Origin of the sequence: Streptomyces lasiicapitis (genome assembly GCF_014646335.1) — a bacterium.
GTDB classification, from domain to species: Bacteria; Actinomycetota; Actinomycetes; order Streptomycetales; family Streptomycetaceae; genus Streptomyces; species Streptomyces lasiicapitis.
Window position 1 is genome coordinate 312,116 of record NZ_BMNG01000008.1, and the last position, 18,100, is coordinate 330,215.

16 protein-coding genes are annotated in these 18,100 nt (G+C 70.7%); 8 read left to right on the forward strand and 8 right to left on the reverse strand.

Annotated elements, in window-relative coordinates:
- Positions 1-73 precede the first annotated feature (73 nt).
- From IEY91_RS19875 to IEY91_RS19885, 3 genes are all read right to left on the reverse strand, one after another.
- Complete coding sequence (locus IEY91_RS19875) at positions 74-877, reverse strand: enoyl-CoA hydratase/isomerase family protein (RefSeq protein WP_229697091.1); 804 nt, start codon at positions 875-877, stop codon at positions 74-76.
- Entirely contained in the window at positions 874-1,329 is a 456-nt protein-coding gene (locus tag IEY91_RS19880; RefSeq protein ID WP_189175021.1) for a Zn-ribbon domain-containing OB-fold protein, read from the reverse strand. The genes IEY91_RS19875 and IEY91_RS19880 overlap by 4 nt, the downstream gene beginning before the upstream one ends.
- 61 nt (positions 1,330-1,390) lie before the next feature.
- The gene (locus tag IEY91_RS19885; RefSeq protein ID WP_189175117.1) at positions 1,391-2,545 is read right to left on the reverse strand and encodes a lipid-transfer protein; all 1,155 of its coding nucleotides are present in this window, start codon (positions 2,543-2,545) and stop codon (positions 1,391-1,393) included.
- 151 nt (positions 2,546-2,696) lie between these two features.
- Here IEY91_RS19885 and IEY91_RS19890 point away from each other — a divergent pair, with 151 nt between their 5' ends.
- Together IEY91_RS19890 and IEY91_RS19895 are read left to right on the forward strand one after the other, a co-directional pair.
- Positions 2,697-4,328: a FadD3 family acyl-CoA ligase gene (locus tag IEY91_RS19890; RefSeq protein WP_164323852.1), complete on the forward strand. Its 1,632-nt coding sequence runs from the start codon at positions 2,697-2,699 to the stop codon at positions 4,326-4,328.
- 131 nt (positions 4,329-4,459) lie between these two features.
- Positions 4,460-5,083 carry a Uma2 family endonuclease gene (locus IEY91_RS19895; RefSeq protein ID WP_164323854.1) on the forward strand — a complete coding sequence of 208 codons (624 nt, stop codon included), beginning with the start codon at positions 4,460-4,462 and terminating at the stop codon, positions 5,081-5,083.
- A 21-nt stretch (positions 5,084-5,104) separates the two neighbouring features.
- On the opposite strand, the gene IEY91_RS19900 is transcribed toward IEY91_RS19895, so the two are convergent.
- From IEY91_RS19900 to afsR, 5 genes are all read right to left on the reverse strand, one after another.
- Positions 5,105-5,488 (reverse strand): VOC family protein, encoded by a 384-nt coding sequence (locus tag IEY91_RS19900; RefSeq protein ID WP_189175022.1) that lies wholly within the window; start codon positions 5,486-5,488, stop codon positions 5,105-5,107.
- Between the two features lie 93 nt (positions 5,489-5,581).
- The gene (locus tag IEY91_RS19905; protein WP_164323858.1) at positions 5,582-6,196 is read right to left on the reverse strand and encodes a hypothetical protein; all 615 of its coding nucleotides are present in this window, start codon (positions 6,194-6,196) and stop codon (positions 5,582-5,584) included.
- A 67-nt stretch (positions 6,197-6,263) separates the two neighbouring features.
- A complete protein-coding gene (locus IEY91_RS19910; RefSeq protein WP_189175023.1) occupies positions 6,264-6,491 on the reverse strand; it encodes a hypothetical protein in 228 nt (75 codons plus the stop codon).
- A gap of 179 nt (positions 6,492-6,670) precedes the next feature.
- Positions 6,671-6,850 (reverse strand): sigma-like protein, encoded by a 180-nt coding sequence (locus tag IEY91_RS19915; protein ID WP_189175024.1) that lies wholly within the window; start codon positions 6,848-6,850, stop codon positions 6,671-6,673.
- 205 nt (positions 6,851-7,055) lie between these two features.
- The gene (gene afsR / locus IEY91_RS19920) at positions 7,056-10,163 is read right to left on the reverse strand and encodes an SARP-family global regulator AfsR (RefSeq protein ID WP_229697092.1); all 3,108 of its coding nucleotides are present in this window, start codon (positions 10,161-10,163) and stop codon (positions 7,056-7,058) included.
- Between the two features lie 247 nt (positions 10,164-10,410).
- Here afsR and IEY91_RS19925 point away from each other — a divergent pair, with 247 nt between their 5' ends.
- From IEY91_RS19925 to IEY91_RS19950, 6 genes are all read left to right on the forward strand, one after another.
- The gene (locus tag IEY91_RS19925; RefSeq protein WP_164323862.1) at positions 10,411-11,679 is read left to right on the forward strand and encodes an amidohydrolase family protein; all 1,269 of its coding nucleotides are present in this window, start codon (positions 10,411-10,413) and stop codon (positions 11,677-11,679) included.
- Between the two features lie 14 nt (positions 11,680-11,693).
- The gene (locus tag IEY91_RS19930; RefSeq protein WP_189175025.1) at positions 11,694-12,638 is read left to right on the forward strand and encodes an LLM class F420-dependent oxidoreductase; all 945 of its coding nucleotides are present in this window, start codon (positions 11,694-11,696) and stop codon (positions 12,636-12,638) included.
- Positions 12,639-12,675: 37 nt separating this feature from the next.
- Positions 12,676-13,464: an SDR family NAD(P)-dependent oxidoreductase gene (locus IEY91_RS19935; protein WP_164323866.1), complete on the forward strand. Its 789-nt coding sequence runs from the start codon at positions 12,676-12,678 to the stop codon at positions 13,462-13,464.
- A 108-nt stretch (positions 13,465-13,572) separates the two neighbouring features.
- Positions 13,573-14,697 (forward strand): LLM class flavin-dependent oxidoreductase, encoded by a 1,125-nt coding sequence (locus IEY91_RS19940; RefSeq protein WP_189175026.1) that lies wholly within the window; start codon positions 13,573-13,575, stop codon positions 14,695-14,697.
- A 104-nt stretch (positions 14,698-14,801) separates the two neighbouring features.
- Complete coding sequence (locus IEY91_RS19945; RefSeq protein ID WP_189175027.1) at positions 14,802-16,535, forward strand: N-acyl-D-amino-acid deacylase family protein; 1,734 nt, start codon at positions 14,802-14,804, stop codon at positions 16,533-16,535.
- Entirely contained in the window at positions 16,532-18,052 is a 1,521-nt protein-coding gene (locus IEY91_RS19950) for an aldehyde dehydrogenase family protein (RefSeq protein ID WP_229697093.1), read from the forward strand. Before IEY91_RS19945 ends, IEY91_RS19950 begins: the two co-directional genes overlap by 4 nt.
- Positions 18,053-18,100 lie beyond the last annotated feature (48 nt).

Genomic DNA, 18,100 nt, shown 5'->3' on the forward strand with positions numbered 1-18,100 from the left:
GGCCGTCGCCTCGACGCTACGCCGTACGCGTGACGGTCGCCATGTGAGGCAGCACCACCCGGTCCGCGGAGGCTTACCGCGTCCGGTAACCCCCACCCCGCCCGCGCGAAGCGAACAGTTCCGCCTGCTCGGCCGGGCTCGCGTTGCCCAGCGCGATCAGGTGCGCCGCATGGCCCATCGCCTGCCCCCGGGCGACCTCCTTGGCCGACCAAACGGCCCGCACCGTGCCCTGCACGGCCTCCGTGGGGAAGGAAGCGATGGTCGAGGCGGCCCGAACCGCCGCGGCAAGGACCCCCTCCCCGGACGCCACCACCTCCGACACGAGCCCGATCTCGTACGCCCGCCGAGCGGAAACCCGTTCGGCCGTCCCCATCAGGGACATCCGCGCGACCTCCCCGAACGGCATCCGCTGCGCCATCGAGATGGCCTCGTACGCGCTGACCATCCCGTACGTCGTATGCGGATCGAAGAACGTGGCGTGCTCCGCCGCGATCACGAACTCGGCCTCGCCGATCAGATAGAAGGCACCGCCGCACGCCATCCCGTTGACGGCGGCGATCACCGGCTTCCACAGATCGTTGGCCTTGGGCCCGAGGGTGAGGAGCGGATCGTCGATCGTGTACGGCGACGACGGCTGCGGCACGTCGGTGTCGCGGTCGATGCCCGTGCAGAACGCGCGCTCGCCCGCGCCGGTCACCACGACCGCCCGCACCGAGTCGTCGTACCTGAACTCCCGCCACGTGGCGGCCAGTTCGGCCGCCATGGCCAGTGTCACGGCGTTGTGCCGCTCCGGGCGGTCAAGGGTCACCACGGCCACGCCGGTCGCCGCGTCCCGCTCCGCCCGCAGCCCGGCCTCCGCCGGCTTCGCCGCCGTCACGACCGCTCCAGGACCCACTGCGGGACCACGACGCCACCCCACTCCGCGAACACCGCCTGCACGCGCGCCCCGATGCGGAGCCGCTCCGGCGGCACGGAGTTCGGCGGTGCGCCCGCCGCCGTGACCAGGTTTCCGGCCAGGCGGATGCGGGGGGCGTCGGTGAGTTCGACGAGTACGGCGTTGTACGGGGCGAACTCGGCGTACGCCGGGAGGAGCGGGGGGTGGGGCACGACGTACGACCAGATGCGGGCCTTGCCGGTCATCTTGCGCCACTCGGTGTCGAAGGACTGGCAGTGCGGGCAGCACGGCCGTGGCGGCCACCGGAGCTCGCCGCAGGCGGGCTTTGCGCATGCCTGTATGCGGAGTTCGCCTCGGGCGGCGTATTCCCAGAACGGGGTGCCGTCGTCGTCCGCGACTGGGGTGAGTAGGGGGGCCGGTTTCGCGTCTGCCATGTTGCTCGCCTCTTCCGTCTGCGGGTCGGTTGGTGGCTGGTCGCGCAGTTCCCCGCGCCCCTTAGGGGGCACGTAGCAGTACCGCGGACGTAGGCACCCCTTCTCCCGCCGTCACCAAACACGTCGCCGCGTCCGGCACCTGTGCCGTGCTCGTGCCCCGCAGTTGCTTCACGCCCTCGGTGATGAGGTTGAAGCCGTGGACGTACGCCTCGCTGAGGCCGCCGCCCGCCGTGTTGAGGGGGAGGCGGCCGCCGATCTCCAGTGCGCCGCCCTCCGTGAACGCCCCGCCCTCGCCGCGGCCGCAGAAGCCGTAGCCCTCCAGGGAGAGGGGGATGAGAGGGGTGAAGGCGTCGTAGATCTGGGCGACGTCGACGTCCTGGGGGCCGAAGTCGGCCTGCTTCCAGAGGTGGCGGGCGGCCGTCCAGGCGGGGCCCGACAGCGGGTCGTCGTTCCAGTAGTTGACCATGCCGTGGTGCTGCGCGGGCAGCCCCTGCGCGACGGAGTGGACGTACACGGGACGCTGCCGGCAGTCGCGCGCCCGCTCGGCCGAGACGAGCACACACGCCAATGCCCCGTCCGTCTCAAGGCAGTTGTCGAAGAGGCAGAGCGGCTCGCTGATCCAGCGCGAGGTCATATACATGTCCCGGGTCAGCGGGCGTTCGTACATCATCGCGGCGGGATTCTGGTTGGCGCGGTTGCGGCAGGCGAGGGCGACGTTGAAGAGGTGGTCGCGGGTGGCGCCGTACTCGTGCATGTAGCGGCGCGTCAGCAACGCGATCTCGTCGGCGGGCCGGAGCAGGCCGAAGGGGCGCGTCCACTGGGCGGGCGTGGGGAGTTGGACGGCGGTGTTCCGCCAAGGCCGCGGCCCGCTGCCGCGCTTGCGCGAGCGCCAGGCCACGCCCACGCTCGCCTGCCCGGTGGCGATCGCGGCGGCCAGGTGCGCGAGCGTGGCGCACGAACCACCGCCCCCGTACCCGACCTTGCTGAAGAAGGTGACGTCCCCGGCGCCGATCGCCTTGGCCACCTCGACCTCGTCGGTCTCCTCCATCGTGTACGAGGCGAACGCGTCCACCTCGGACGCCGCGATGCCCGCGTCGTCGAGCGCAGCGACGATCGCCCGGCACGCCAACGTCTTCTCGCTCTCGGGCAGTTGCTTGGCGAAGGAGGTCTGTCCGATCCCCGCTATCGCTGTGGCGTCCTTGAGTGACGAAGCCATGTGGGTAGGAGCCATGGCGTGCACCTCCGCGTCGCGTCGTGGCGAGCCCTCGCTGCTGACAGCGCGTCAGGCTACCGCTAATCTGACGGATAGTCAGGTAGTGGGGCAGTGGCGGCCGGTCAGTGGACGGCGGCTCGGCAAAGGGGGAGCGATGCGCGGCGACCTGGAGTGGGGCAGCGTGCCGGGACTGGTCCGGGCGGCGGCCGAGCGGTACGCGGACCGGGAGGCGGTCGTCGAGGGCCGCACCCGCGTGACGTACCGCGAACTCGGCGACCGGATCGAACGGGCCACCGCAGCCTGCATGGCGAGCGGCGTCGCCCCCGGCGACCGCGTCGCCGTCTGGGCCCCCAACACCCTCGACTGGATCGTCTCCGCCCTCGGCGCCGTCGGCGCGGGCGCGGTCCTCGTGCCGCTCAACACCCGCTTCAAGGGCGCCGAGGCCGCGTACGTCCTCACGCGCTCACGGGCGAAGCTGCTGTTCATCACCGGTACGTTTCTGGGGACTTCGTACGTGGCGTCGCTGCGGCGCGCGGCGGCCGACGGCCCCGGAGCCGGGCCGTTGCCCGGGTTGCCCCACCTGGAGGAGGTGGTCGTCCTCGCCGACGACGCCCCCGAGGACTTCCGCACCTGGAAGGACTTCCTGGCGAGCGGCGACACCGTCACGGCCGATGCCGTACGGACGCGGGCGGCGGCCATCTCCGGGGACTGGCCCTCCGACATCAACTTCACGTCCGGCACCACGGGCCGCCCCAAGGGCGCCGTCATCACGCACGCCCAGACCCTGCGCTGCTACGCGATCTGGAGCGAGCTCGCCGGGCTGCGCGAGGGCGACCGCTATCTGATCGTGAACCCCTTCTTCCACACCTTCGGCTACAAGGCCGGCATCATCGCCTGCCTGATGCGGGGCGCCACGATGATCCCCCAGCCGGTCTTCAACGTGGACACGGCCCTCGCCAACATCGCCGCCGAACGCATCTCGGTCCTGCCGGGACCGCCCACCCTGCACCAGTCACTCCTGGACCACCCGGCCCGGGACGCCCACGACCTCTCGGCGCTGCGCCTGGTCGTGACCGGCGCGGCGGTGGTCCCCCTGCGCCTCGTAGAACGCCTCCGCACCGAGTTGAGGATTGCCACCGTGCTCACCGCGTACGGCCTCTCCGAGGCCGGCGGCATCGTCACGATGTGCCGCAGGGGTGATCCGGCGGAGGTCATCGCGGCCACGTCGGGCCGCGCGATCCCCGACACGGAGGTCCGCGTGGTCTCGGCCGCCGGTGACCCCTTGCCCCCGGGCAGCCCGGGGGAGGTCCTGGTCCGCGGCCACAACACCATGAGCGGCTACTTCGAGGACCCCCACGAGACCGCGAAGGTCCTCACCCCCGACGGCTGGCTGCACACAGGCGACGTAGGCGTCCTGGACGAGACCGGCAACCTCCGCATCACCGACCGCATCAAGGACATGTTCATCGTCGGCGGCTTCAACGCCTACCCCGCCGAGATCGAGCAACTCCTCGGCCTGCACCCCCAGGTGGCCGACGTCGCCGTCATCGGCGTCCCCGACGCCCGCCTCGGCGAGGTCGGCAAGGCGTACGTCGTACGGCGCTCGGCGTCCTCCGCCCTCACCGCGGACGACCTGATCGCGTGGGCACGGCGGGAGATGGCCAACTACAAGGTGCCGCGGGAGGTCGAGTTCGTGCCGGAACTCCCCCGGAACGCCAGCGGGAAGGTGGTGAAGGGGGAGCTGCGGCACCTCGGGGCCCGGGGTGCGGACAGCCGTCGCTGCTGATGTCGCCGCGAGGGCGTCGCTCGTACACTCGTACGAGAGGAATGTTGCCCGCGCACTCGTACGAGTGGCGATACCGTCATACAGGTAGGACGCAGCATCCCCTCTTGCACGATCTCCTCATGGGAGCAGTCATGGCCGCAGAGGCACACGGCGAACACGGCGACCAGCAGGTGTCGGCCGACTCCGAGAACTGGATGTACCCGCCGGAGGACGGCTGGACATGGGACCAGGTTCAGGAGCTGGACGTCCCGTTCGACTGGGATCTCGTGGATGGGAAGATCGTGGTACGTGGGGCGGCGAAGGTATGGCATCAGCTGGTTCGGGACCGGTTGTACATGAGTCTGGCCCTGGCCAGGCGGGCACCGTATGCCGTCATGAGTGAGCAATGGGTCATGTTCGACGAGCGCAACGTCCCCAAGCCCGATGTGATCGTCTTCGACAAGACCGGCCTCGACGCGCTGACGCTGGATTGCATTCCCGTCGCGAAGGCCGTTCTTGCCATCGAGATCGTCTCGCCCGGCTCACGCAAGGACGACCGTTTCCTCAAGCCGGGTATGTACGCGGAGGCGGGCATCGACTACTACTGGCGCGTCGAGCGCGGCGAGGACAATGTCCCGGTCGTGCACGAGTTCTGGCGCCACCACGAGGCGGGTGTCTACGCCCCCAGCCCCGAACAGCCCACTCACACCGGCAAGCTGACCACGGCGGTGCCCTTCCCGGTCGACATCGATCTGCGCGGCTTGATCGAGTTCTGAGGGCATCCGGCACCCGGATGCTCAGCCCGTCGCCGCGCGCTCGGCCGCGCTGCGCTCCACGCAGAATTCGTTGCCCTCGGGGTCGGCCAGGGTCACCCAGCCGCGGCCGTCGGGCAGCCGGTGGTCGCCCACGAGGGTCGCGCCGAGCGCGGTCACCCGCTCGACCTCCTCGTCGCGCGTGCGCTCCTGCGGCTGCAGGTCGAAGTGCACGCGGTTCTTCACGCTCTTCTTCTCCGGGACGTTGATGAAGAGCACGTCGGGGCCCTCGGACGTGTGCACCAGGGCCTCCGGGTCGCCCGGGGCGTCCTCGTCGGACACGGCGCCCTCCAGGATCTTGGCCCAGAAGGTCGCGAGGGCGTAGGCGTCGGAACAGTCGAAGGTCACGTGGCGCACGAGAGTGGTCATGGCCGCACTATCGGGCAGCGGGGTGGGTTGGGTCCACCGGATTTGGGGCCGAGTTGCCCTTCTCCGTTGCTTTGGGCTCGCCGCCCGGTGGGCTCAGTGGCCGGTGGGTGGCTCGATGCAGCCCGTCTCCATGAACGGGCCGTTCGACTGCGCCCCGTAACTGGACTCTTGAATGTACGCGGTGACGCAGGCGTCGTCCCGCACCCGAAGCCCCACCATGGCCCCCTCCGGGGTGACGCTCCCGTCTCCCTCCGAGTGCGCGTTCATCCCCTGCACGGTGAGCTTCTTCCCCTTGGCGCCGGTTTCCGCCCCCAACTCCCTGCGCAAGGTGGCCCGCACGGAGTCCGGATCCCAAGTCCCCTTCGTCCAGAGCCGCTTGAGGACTGCCTGCACGCGCTTTGCCTGCACGTCGGCGGCCTTCTCGCTGGTGGCGGACATCTCGCCGGGGCGGCGGTAGGCGTTGTTCTCCTCGTTGTGGGGTGCGCGGTCGCCGGGGCCGGGGTCTACGTAGGGGGAGTTGCCGCTGGACGGGGTGCTTGTGCCGTCCGGCGCACTCGGCGTACCGGCTGCCACCTCGGCGTCCCGGGGCGGGGCCGTGTCGTCGCGCTGCTCCGTGCCGCAGGCGGTCAGGAGTACGGCGCCGAGGAGGGCGGTGGCGGTGACGGATATGACGCGCGGGGTGCGGCGCCGCGGTTCGGTTCTTGGCATGCGCCGACTCTTTCAGAGGGCCCGGGGACAGTGAACCGGGGCCGAGCGGCGGCTCGGCCCCGGGGCCTCAGTGCTGCGGTGCTGTCGGCATCTGGCCGTCAACGGGAGGTGCCGGTGCGTGGCCGTCGCCCAGCGGGCCGACCGGCACCTGGCCGTCCCCGGCCGGTGACGACGGAGTGTGTCCGTCCCCGGCGGGGGCCGGGGCGTGGCCGTCGGCGAGTGCGGGTGCCGTGGCTCCCGCTGAGGCGGCGGCCATCACAGCCAGCGTGACAAGGATTTTTCTGGTTCGAGTCATTCCAACTCCTTGGAGGGGGCAGACTTTCAACTATCAACTCTAGCTGCACATAACAGCTCATGTTCGAACAATTCGAGCTAAACTTATGTTAGTTGGACTACCCTGCGCCGGACACGCCTCGGCCGCGGCGGCTCCCCCTCCGCGCCGCCGCGGCCGATCCCCCCGTCGGGAAGGAAGTGTCAGGCGTCCTTGGTCGGCGGGGCCGGGACGTGGCCGTCACCCTTCGTGGTGATGCCGTCCTTCGGCGGGGCCGGGACGTGGCCGTCGCCCTGAGGCGTGATGGGGCCGTCCTGCGGCGGCGCCGGGACGTGGCCGTCACCCATGGGCTTGAGGACCTTCTTCTTCTTGGGCTCGCTCATGATCTAAAACTCCTGTACGTCTGCGGGGCTCCGGGACTAGACCGCCCGCTCGGCAACTCCCCCGAGGGTCGCCGAGCGGGCGGTCCAGGGCCGCTCACCATAGCTGTGGGGCCCACGCGACCCGTCTGCCCCCCGACGCGACGGATCGATAAGTAGAGAGTGACAGCTGCCCATAAACGTTCGATGAACGCCTTGGATGCCTGGGTCAGGCGACCGCGACGGGGTGGAGGAGCGCTCGTACGACGACGGCCTCCGGAGCCCCTGCCCGCTCGTGAATGGCGAGGGCTTCGCGCCAGCACGCCCGCGCGCGGTCGAGTTGCCCGAGGCTGTCCAGCGACCGCCCCAGCAGGATCAGCACGTTGGCACGCATCCAGTCACCGCCGACGCAACCGGTGGCGAGGGCCTGCTCCGCGTGCTGGGCTGCCTGAGACAGGCGCCGGGCCGAGAAGTGGACCTCGGCGATGCGGTAGTGGGCATTGCCCTCCCACAGCCGCTGGCGATTCTCCACGAATATCTTGAGCGCCCCGGTGAGTTGGGCGAGCGCGTCCGTGTGCTGGCCGGCGTGGCTGAGCGCGATCCCGAGCGCATACCTGGCGTTGGCGAGCCGGAAGGTGAGGCCGAGGTCGTCGTAGACTGCCGCGCCCTGACGCGCCAGGTCGATGGCCTGGCTGACGCGGCCCATCGCGAGGAGGGCCCGGGAGAGATTGCAGAGGGCGCTCGCCTCGCCGCCGCCGTTGCCGTCGGCACGGAATGCCTCGACCGCCGTGCGGAAGAAGGCCTCCGCTGCGTCGTAGCGGTTCAGGCAGTACGCGACTATCCCGTGCTCGTTCGGTGCGTTCCCACCCGTCCAGGGGTCCCCGGACTCGGCCGCCAGCTCCGCGGCACGCGACAGTTCCTCGGCAGCCTCTTCGAAGCGCCCGACCTTGCTGAGCACTTGGGCCAGGCTGACACGGGCACGACCCTCGCCGTACGCGTCCCGCGCGGCGCCCGCCGCGTCACGTGCCGCGCAGGTCGCCGCCTCGTACCGGAGTGAACTCGCCCCGGACTCCGCCAGATCCTTGGACGCCAGGAGCAGGTCCACGGCGCGACGCAGGGTGTTCTTGCCCAACGACTGCTGCACGCAGGCCAGGATGCAGGCGGCCTCGGAGTGCAACCAGTCCAGCGCCTTGGCGTCGTCGCTGAAGTCCAGCCCCGCGTGCCGGGTGGCCGCCAGATGGTCAACCGTCCTGTCCCCAGGACGCTCAATCGCATAAACCCGAGCCGCCGAAGCCAGATAAAAGTCCAGCAACCGCGAAAGCGCGGCCTCCCGCTCGCTCGGCGGCAGCTCGTCCCGTTCCGCGCACGCACGCGCGTACAACCGCACCAGATCGTGGTACCGGTACCGCCCCGGCGCAGCGGATTCCAGCAGGGACGTGTCCACCAGCGACTCCAGGAGGTCCTCGGTGTCCTCCAGGGGGAGGTCCAGGACCGCGGCCGCCGCGGCGAGCGAGATGTCGGGGCCGTCCGCCAGGCCGAGGAGGCGGAAGGCGCGGGCCTGGACCGGCTCGAGCTGGCCGTAGCCGAGTTCGAAGGTGGCCTCGACCGCGAGGTCGCCGGCCTGGAGTTCGTCGAGGCGGCGCCGCTCGTCGGCGAGCTTGGCGGCGAGGGTCGAGACGGTCCAGGTGCGGCGGGCCGCCAGGCGGGACGCCGCGATGCGGATGGCCAAGGGGAGGAAGCCGCAGGCCGCGACGACGTCGAGGGCTGCCTCGCGCTCGGACGCCACCCGTTCTTCGCCGACGATCTTTGTGAAGAGCGACAGCGCCTCGTCCGGTGACATCACGTCCAGGTCGACCAGGTGCGCGCCCGCCAGGTCCACCATCCGCATGCGGCTGGTGACAAGCGCGGCGCACCCCTCCATCCCGGGCAGCAACGGCCGCACCTGCGCGGCGTCGCGGGCGTTGTCCAGGAGGACCAGGACGCGGCGGCCGTCGAGGACGGAGCGGTAGAGGGCGGCCCGCTCCTCCAGGGAGTCGGGGATCGCGGAGTCCGCGGTGCCGAGGGCGCGCAGGAAGGCGCCCAGGACCGTTTCCGGCTCCGCCGCGCGCGGGCCGGCGCCTTGGAGGTCCACGTACAACTGCCCGTCAGGGAAGTGCGTGCGCGCCGCGTGCGCGACATGCACCGCGAGCGTCGTCTTGCCCACGCCGCCGATGCCCGCGAGCGCGGAGACCGCCATGACGCGGCCCTCGGCGGTGGAGAGGATGTCGCTGAGTTCCTTGACGAACGAGACGCGGCCGGTGAAGTCCTGGACGGTGGCCGGAAGTTGCGCGGGGCGTACGACTCCGGCGGACGGCTCGGCGGCGGGTGCCGACGGCTCGGCGAGGGCCGGGTCGGCCTGGAGGATGCGCTGCTGGAGTTCCTGGAGGCCGGGGCGCGGGTCGACGCCCAGCTCGTCGGCGAGGAGCCGGCGCGTGTCGGCGTACACAGCGAGGGCCTCGGCCTGCCGCCCGGAGCGGTAGAGGGCGAGCATGAGGAGCTCGCGGAGGCGCTCGCGGAGAGGGTGCGCGGCCGTCAGGGCCGTCAGCTCGGACACCGACTCCGCGTGGCAGCCCTGTTCCAGGTCCATGTCAAGGCGGGACTCGAGGAGCTGGAGCCGCCATTCTTCGAGACGGGTGCGCTGCGCGTCCGCGTAAGGGCCGGGAACGTTGGCGAGGGGCTCGCCGTCCCAGAGCGACAGTGCCTTGTTGACCAGCGAACGGGCCTGGCACAGGTCGCCGAGCCCGCGGGCCCGCTCGGCCGTGTGCCACAGCTTCTCGGCCTCGGTCAGGTCGAGCGCGCCCTCGGCGGCCCGCACGGCATAGCCGCCGGACTCGCTCACCAGGGCACCGGGCGGGAGCACCTTGCGCAGCCGGGAAGCGTACGTACGGATCGCGGCCAGGGCCTGCGACGGCGACTCCTCGCCCCAGATGGCGTCGATCAGCTCGGAGGCGGTGGCGGTGCGGCCGTCGCGCAGCAGGAGGGCGGCGAGCAGGGCGCGCTGCTGCGGGGAACCGGTGGGCAGTTGTTCCTCGTCGAGCCAGGCGCGTACGGGTCCGAGCACGCTGAAGCGGGCAGCGGGCCGCGCGGCATCCGCGTCCTGCGCGGCGCCGTGTCCGTCCGCCGGTCCCGGCAGGGCCCCGTGCCCGTCCGCGGCCCCCGAACGGGCACCCTGCCCGTCCGCCCCCGAAGGCCGGTCCTTCCGGCCGGCGGCCACGGGTTCGCCCCGTCGCGCCGCTGTCCCAGGGTCGCTTTCCGCCGTCGAACGCCGCTGGTCCGGCACTCGCGGTAGTCCGTCCATCGCTCCCCCTGCTGCCCTGCCGCACGCAGTTGCTGAAGTCTGTTCAAATACGCCCAACTGTGCCCGGCTGTGCCTGGTTTGTGCCCGCCCGCGGGCCTGCCCTGCCCGTGAGACTTGCTGCGGAGCACAGTTTGCCTTGTCCGGAGCGGATGCGTCAGCCGTGGGAGACGGCTCTCACAGGGTTCCCGCACCAGTGACCGGATCCGGACAACTGACGGATCGTCAGATACGCGCTACCGTGAGCCGTATGGAGACCAGGGAGAGCACTCAGGACGCCGCCCCCGACGCGCCGCCGTTCCCGAGGATCATCTCGGTGGACGACCACACGGTGGAGCCCCCGCAGGTCTGGCAGGACCGGCTCCCCGCGGAGTACCGCGACCGGGGCCCGCGCATCGTCCGCGCACCGCTCAAGGAAATGACCTTTTTGGGAGGGAAGTTCGCCCCGATCATGGGGGAGAAAGGGGATGATGGACCCATAGGGGACTGGTGGGTGTACGAGGATCTGCACCGCCCGCTGACCCGCCTCGACACCGCCGTCGGCTACGCCCGCGACGAGATCAAGCTCGAAGTGATCACGTACGAGCAGATGCGGCGCGGCTCCTTCAGCGTCCCGGACCGGCTTGCCGACATGGACGTCAACCACGTCCAGTCCGCCCTGTGCTTCCCCACCTTCCCGCGCTTCTGCGGCCAGACCTTCACCGAGGCGCCGGACCGCGACCTGGGTCTTCTCTGCGTACGGGCGTACAACGACTGGATGGTGGACGAGTGGTGCGGCCCCGCCGCACAAGGTCGGCTGATACCGCTACCCCTCATCCCCCTCTGGGACCCGGAACTGGCCGCCGCGGAGGTCCGGCGCAACGCGGCGCGCGGGGTGCGGGCCGTCGCCTTTTCGGAAATACCGCCCTATCTCGGACTCCCGTCGATCCACTCCGACGACTGGGACCCCTTCCTCGCCGCCTGCGACGAGACCGGCACGGTCGTGGCCATGCACATCGGCTCCTCCAGCAAGATGCCGTCCACCTCCGCCGACGCGCCGCCCGCGGTCGGCTCCACCGTCACCTTCGCCAACTGCTGCTTCTCGATGGTCGACTGGCTGATGAGCGGCAAGTTCGAGCGCTTCCCGAACCTCAAGGTCATGTACGCCGAGGGGCAGATCGGCTGGATCCCCTACATCCTGGAGCGCGCGGACGTCGTGTGGGAGGAGAACCGCGGCTGGGGCGGCGTCGCCGACAAGGTGCACCGCCCGCCGTCCGAGCTCTTCGCCGACCACGTCTTCGGCTGCTTCTTCGACGACGCCTTCGGCCTGCGCAACCTCGACGCCATCGGCGTCGGCAACGTCCTCTACGAGACCGACTACCCGCACTCCGACTCCACCTGGCCGAAATCCCGCCAGGTCGGCGAGGAACAGATGGGTCACCTGGCGCCGGACGTCGTGGAGCGGATAGTCCGCGGCAACGCGATCGATCTGTTGGGCCTGACGAAGGACGGCCTCTGGGCCGGGCCCGGGGCCCGATGAGGGGCGGGGAGGGCATGGCGGAGGAATTCGGGTGGGGGCGGCTCGCGTATGGGATGCAGCTCCCCGTGCAGTCGCAGAGCGCGCTCTTCGCCGAGGGCTGGGAGGCCGGGGCCGGGCCCGAGGATCTGGTCGAGATCGCCCGCGTTGCCGACCGGGCGGGGTTCGCCTACCTCGCCAGTTGTGATCACGTGGCGATTCCCCGGCGGCTCGCGGACGCCATGGGGACCGTCTGGTACGACCCCGTCGCCACCCTCTCGTACCTCGCCGGTGTCACCGAGCACGTCCGGCTCATGAGTCACGTCGCGATCGTCGGCCTGCGCCACCCCCTGCTGAGCGCCAAGCAGTACGCGACGCTCGACCACCTCAGCGGCGGACGGCTCATCCTCGGTGTCGGCGCCGGGCACGTGGCGGAGGAGTTCGAGGCGCTCGGCGCCGACTTCGCGCGCCGGGGGCGCGTGCTCGACGACACCGTGGACGCGCTGCGGGCCGCGCTCGGGCCCGATGAGTTTCCTGAGTACGAGGGTGAGTTCTTCTCCTTCGAAGGGCTCGGGCAGCGGCCGCGGCCCGCACAGCGGCGGGTGCCGATCTGGGTCGGCGGCTCCTCGCCCGCGGCCGTCCGCCGGGCCGCCGTGCGCGGCGACGGCTGGCTGCCCCAGGGCGACCCGCGCGACCGGCTCCCCGACCAGATCGCCAGGCTCAGGCGGCTGCGCGCGGAAGCGGGCATCGACGCGCCGCTCACCATCGGCGCCATCACCGAGCCGCTGTACGTGGGCGAGCCCACCTGGCCCGTCGGGCGGCGCACGCTCAGCGGGAAGCCCGCCGCCCTCGCGGAGTCGCTGCGCGCGTACGCGGAGATGGGCGTGCACCAGATCCAGGTGCGCTTCCGCAGCCGCAGCCGGAGGGAACTCACCGACCAGATGGCGGCGTTCGGCGCGGACGTAGCTCCGCACATTAAATAGAGCGTTCGTTCTACTGAACCGAACCAGGAGGCCGGCAATGGGCAAGCTGGACGGGCGCGTCGTCATCGTCACCGGTGGCGCGCGCGGGCAGGGCGAGCAGGAGGCGCGGCTCTTCGTCGAGGAGGGCGCGCGGGTCGTCGTCGGCGACGTACTCGACGAACAAGGGGAGGCGCTGGCGAAGGAGTTGGGGGAGGACAGCGCGCGCTATGTCCACCTCGATGTCGGGCGGGAGGCGGACTGGGCGGCGGCCGTCGCGGCCACCAAGGACGCCTTCGGCACGGTGGACGGCCTGGTCAACAACGCGGGCATCCTGCGCTTCAACGAGCTGGTGAACACGCCCCTCGAAGAGTTCGAGCAGATCGTGCGGGTCAACCAGGTCGGCGTCTTCCTCGGCATCAAGACGACCGCGCCCGAGATCGCGGCGGCCGGCGGCGGCTCGATCGTGAACACCGCCTCGTACGCGGGGATGACGGGCATGGCGTACATCGGCGCGTACAGCGCGACCAAACACGCCATCATCGGCCTCACCCGCGTCGCCGCCCTCGAACTGGCGAAGAAGCACATCCGCGTCAACGCGATCTGCCCCGGCGCCATCGACACCGCCATGAGCAACCCCGCGCAGCTCGACCCCGAGGCGGACGTGGAGAAGGCCTCCCGGGGGCTCGACGCGCTGTACCGCAAGCTCGTGCCGCTCGGCCGCGTGGGCAGGGCGGAGGAGGTGGCGCGGCTCGCGCTGTTCCTCACCGCCGAGGTGGACTCGGCGTACATCACCGGGCAGCCCTTCGTGGTCGACGGCGGCTGGCTGGCGGGCGTGAGCGTGCTCTGACGCGCCATCTGACGCTGTATCAGCTATTGACGGTCCTGGCGTGCGATGGAACAGTCGGCTCAGTAGATCTGACGGTACGTCAGAAACTGACGAGGACGGTGAACCGCCTTGGAATTCGGGCTCTTTGTACAGGGATACGTGGGCAAGCGGGCCGAGACCGACCCGCTCGCCGAGCACAAGGCGCTGATGGAGGAGACCGAGTACGTCATCCAGGCGGACAAGTCGGGCTTCAAGTACGCCTGGGCGTCCGAGCACCACTTCCTGGAGGAGTACTCGCACCTCTCCGCCAGCGACGTATTCCTCGGCTACCTCGCCCACGCGACGGAACGCATTCATCTGGGGTCGGGGATCTTCAATCCCCTGGCCCAGGTCAACCACCCGGTCAAGGTCGCCGAGAAGGTCGCGATGCTCGACCATCTCTCGGAGGGCCGCTTCGAGTTCGGCAGCGGGCGCGGCGCCGGATCGCACGAGATCCTCGGCTTTTTGCCGGGCATCACCGACATGAACCACACCAAGGAGATCTGGGAAGAGACCATCGCGGAATTCCCCAAGATGTGGCTCCAGGAGGAGTACGAGGGGTTCCAGGGCAAGCACTGGCAGTTGCCGCCGCGCAAGGTCTTCCCGAAGCCGTACGGCGCCTCGCACCCCGCCATGTGGTACGCCGCCGGGTCGCCGTCCTCGTACGCCATGGCCGCGAAGAAGGGGCTCGGTGTCCTTGGGTTCAGCGTGCAGAAGGTCTCCGACATGGAGTGGGTGCTTGAGCAGTACAAGACGGCGATCCGGGACGCCGAGCCCGTCGGGGACTTCGTGAACGACAACGTGATGGTGACGTCCACGGCCATTTGTGCGGAGACGCATGAGGAAGCCGTTCGGATCGCCGTGAACGGCGGGCTCAATTACCTGCAGTCGCTGGTGTTTCGGTACCACGACACGTTTCCTCGGCCTGAGGGGATTCCTGAGTGGCCCGAGGTGTTGCCGGATTACACCGAGGAGATCATCGAGCTGCTCATTGCCGAGGAGTTGATGATCTGTGGGGATCCGGATGAGGTCACTCGGCAGTGCAAGCGGTGGGAGCAGGCTGGGGCGGATCAGTTGTCGTTCGGGTTGCCCATCGGGATTTCGCCCGAGGACACGTTGACCACTATTCGGCTGATCGGGGAGCACGTCATCCCGAAGATCGACACCGATCCGGTGCATCGCACCACGCGTATGCGGCAGGCCGCCACCGGGTGACCGCCGATCGCGCTGCGCGCTCGTCCTCAAACGCCGGACGGGCCGAAAGTGCTCGCCCCGGACGTCGGTGAGCTCAAAAGCCCTATGGGAAGGGGTAGCTCGTCATGCTCGACCACCTCATCAAGGGTGTGACCGTCGTCGACGGGACGGGGGCCGCCGCCAGGGTCGCCGACGTGGGCATCCGGGACGGACGGGTGGCCGTCGTCGCGGTCGGCGTCACGGAGGAGGCCCGTACTCAGGAAGAGGCCCATGGGCTGATCCTTGCCCCCGGGTTCGTCGACCCGCATACGCACTACGACGCGCAGTTGTTCTGGGATCCGTACGCCACGCCCTCCCTGAACCACGGCGTGACCACCGTCGCGGGTGGGAACTGCGGGTTCACGCTGGCGCCGCTGAATCCGGAGCAGCCCGAGGACGCCGACTACACGCGCCGGATGATGTCCAAGGTCGAGGGCATGTCCCTGGTGGCGTTGGAGGAGGGCGCGCCCTGGTCGTGGCACTCCTTCGGGGAGTATCTGGACGCGCTGGAGGGGCGGATCGCGGTCAACGCGGGCTTCATGGTGGGGCATTGCGCGCTGCGGCGGTACGTGATGGGGGCGGACGCGGTCGGCGGGCAGCCGTCGGGCGAGCAGTTGGAGCGGATGCTCGCGCTGTTCCATGAGGCTATGGACGCCGGCGCCTGGGGGCTCTCCACCACGCAGTCGTCCACGCACTCCGACGGCGACGGCAAGCCGGTGGCGTCCCGGCACGCGGGGCCCGCCGAACTGCTCGCGCTGTCGCGAGCGGTCGCCGAGCACGAGGGCACGCAGTTGGAGGCGATCGTCGCGGGCTGTCTGGATCAGTTCAGCGACGCCGAGATCGAGCTGTTCGTGGACATGAGCGCGGCCGCGGGGCGCCCGCTGAACTGGAACGTCCTGACGATCGACGCCGCCGTGCCCGAACGCGTGCCCCGCCAGCTCGTCGCGAGCGAGCGGGCGCGGAAGGCGGGCGGGCGCGTCGTCGCCCTGACGATGCCGATCCTGACCCCGATGAACATGTCCCTCGGCACGTTCTGTGCCCTGAATCTGATTCCCGGGTGGGGCGAGATCCTCGGGCTTCCCATTCCGGAGCGCATCGCGAAGCTCCGCGACCCGGATGTGCGGGGGGAGATGCTGCGGCGCGCGGGCAGCAAGGAAGCCGGGGTGTTCCGGCGCCTCACGCACTTCGGGCGGTACGTCATCGGAGACACGTACTCCGCCGAGAACGAGGGGCTGACCGGCCGGGTGGTGCGGGACATCGCCGCCGAGCGCGGTCAGGAGGCGTTCGCGTGCATCGTCGAGATCTGCGCCAACGACGGTATGCGTACGGTCCTTTGGCCCATGCCGACCGACAACGACCCGGACTCCTGGGCGCTGCGCGCCGAGACCTGGAGCCACGAGGACGTCATGCTCGGCGGCTCGGACGCGGGCGCGCACCTGGACCGCATGTGCGGCGCCCCGTACACGACACGGTTCCTCGGGGACTGTCTGCGCGGCCGCAAGCTGATGGGCCTTGAGCAGGCGGTGAAGATGCTCACCGACGACCCGGCGCGGCTCTTCGGCCTGCGTGAGCGGGGCCGGATCGCCGAGGGCTTCCACGCGGACCTCGTCCTCTTCGACCCCGAGCGGATCGACGCGGGCAAGGCCACCCTCGTACACGATCTGCCCGGCGACAGCCCGCGCCTGGACTCCAAGGCGATCGGTGTGAACGCCGTGTGGGTCAACGGCGTCGAGGTGATCCGCGACGACGTGGTGAGCGGGGCGGTGCCCGGGACCGTGCTGCGGTCGGGCCGTGACACCAGGACGGTGAGCACCAGGTGAGCGACGTCGAGGTGGAGGGCTTCGCTCCCGCCGGGCCCGCGGGCGGGCCGCAGCGGCTGTTCGTCGACGGGGTGTGGGTGGAGCCCGACGGCGGGCACTACGAGGTGATCGACCCGGCGACCGAGGAGGTCGTGGGCCTGGCTCCCGAGGCGAGCCGGGCGCAGGTGTGGCAGGCGGCGTCGGCGGCGCGGGCCGCTTTCGGGACGTGGTCGCGTACGTCGCCGCAGGAGCGGGCCGCCGTCCTCGACCGCGCCGCCGACATCGTCCAGCGGGACTTCGCCGCGCACGCGGAGTTGGCGCGTGCCGAGACCGGGGCGACCACCGGGACCGCGCGCGGGATGCAGGTCGCGGTGGCGGTGGCGCGCTTCCGGCGGTACGCGCGGGGGGCCCTTGAGCCGGTGGAGACGGGACTCCCGCCGCAGGTCAACGAGGCGGGCCCGATGGGCAAGGCGGGCGTGCTCGGCGCCTTGGCCGTCCGCCAACCCGTCGGCGTCGTCACCTGCATCACCTCCTACAACAACCCCTGGGCGAACCCCTCCGGCAAGATCGCCCCCGCCCTGGCGATGGGCAACACGGTCGTCGTGAAACCGGCCCCGCAGGACCCGCTGTCCGTGTACCGCATGGCCGCGGCCCTCGCCGAAGCCGGCGCGCCGCCCGGCGTGGTGAACGTCGTCTCCGGCGCGTCCCCCGAGGTGGGCGAGGCGTCCGTCGACTCGCCCGACGTCGACATGGTGAGCTTCACCGGCTCCACACCCGTCGGACAGCGCATCGGCGAGGTCTGCGGCCGCGGCATGAAACGCCAGCTCATGGAGCTGGGCGGCAAGGGCGCGGCAATCGTCTTCGACGACGCCGACCTCGACGCGGCGGTGGCGGGCATCGGCACGACGTTCTCGTTCTACAGCGGCCAGATCTGTACGGCGCCGACGCGCGTCATCGTCCAACGGCGGCTGTACGAGCCGCTGTTGGAGAAGCTGACGCGCTACGCCTCCTACCTGAAGGTCGGGGACCCGAGGGGCCGGGACACGGTGGTGGGCCCGCTGATCTCCGCGGCGCATCGCGAACGGGTGGAGTCGTACGTGGAGTTGGGCCGGAAGGAGGGGGCGCGGCTGGTGGCGGGCGGTGACCCCATGTCTCCCCGGCCGCCCCGAGGCTTCTACTTCACCCCCACCCTCCTGGCGGACTGCACGCCCGGGATGCGGGTGGTCCGGGAGGAGATCTTCGGCCCCGTCGTGGTCGTCGTCCCCTTCGACGGCGAGGGCGAGGCGGCCGAGGAGGAGGCGGTGGCCCTGGCCAACGACAGCGACTACGGCCTGCTCAGCTATGTCTGGTCGGCCGACGTGGCGCGCGCGTTCCGGGTGGCCCGGCGGCTGCGGGCGGGCGGGGTCGGCGTGAACACCATCGGCCGCAACATGGAGGCCCCGTTCGGCGGGTTCAAGCAGAGCGGGGTGGGGAGGGACTGCGGGTCGTACGCGTTGGGGGCGTACAGCGAGACGCAGGCGGTGGTGTGGGCGGGGTAGCGCCCCGCTCGGGCGTTGGTCCTAGGCCCGGCCGTTCGGCCTAGGACC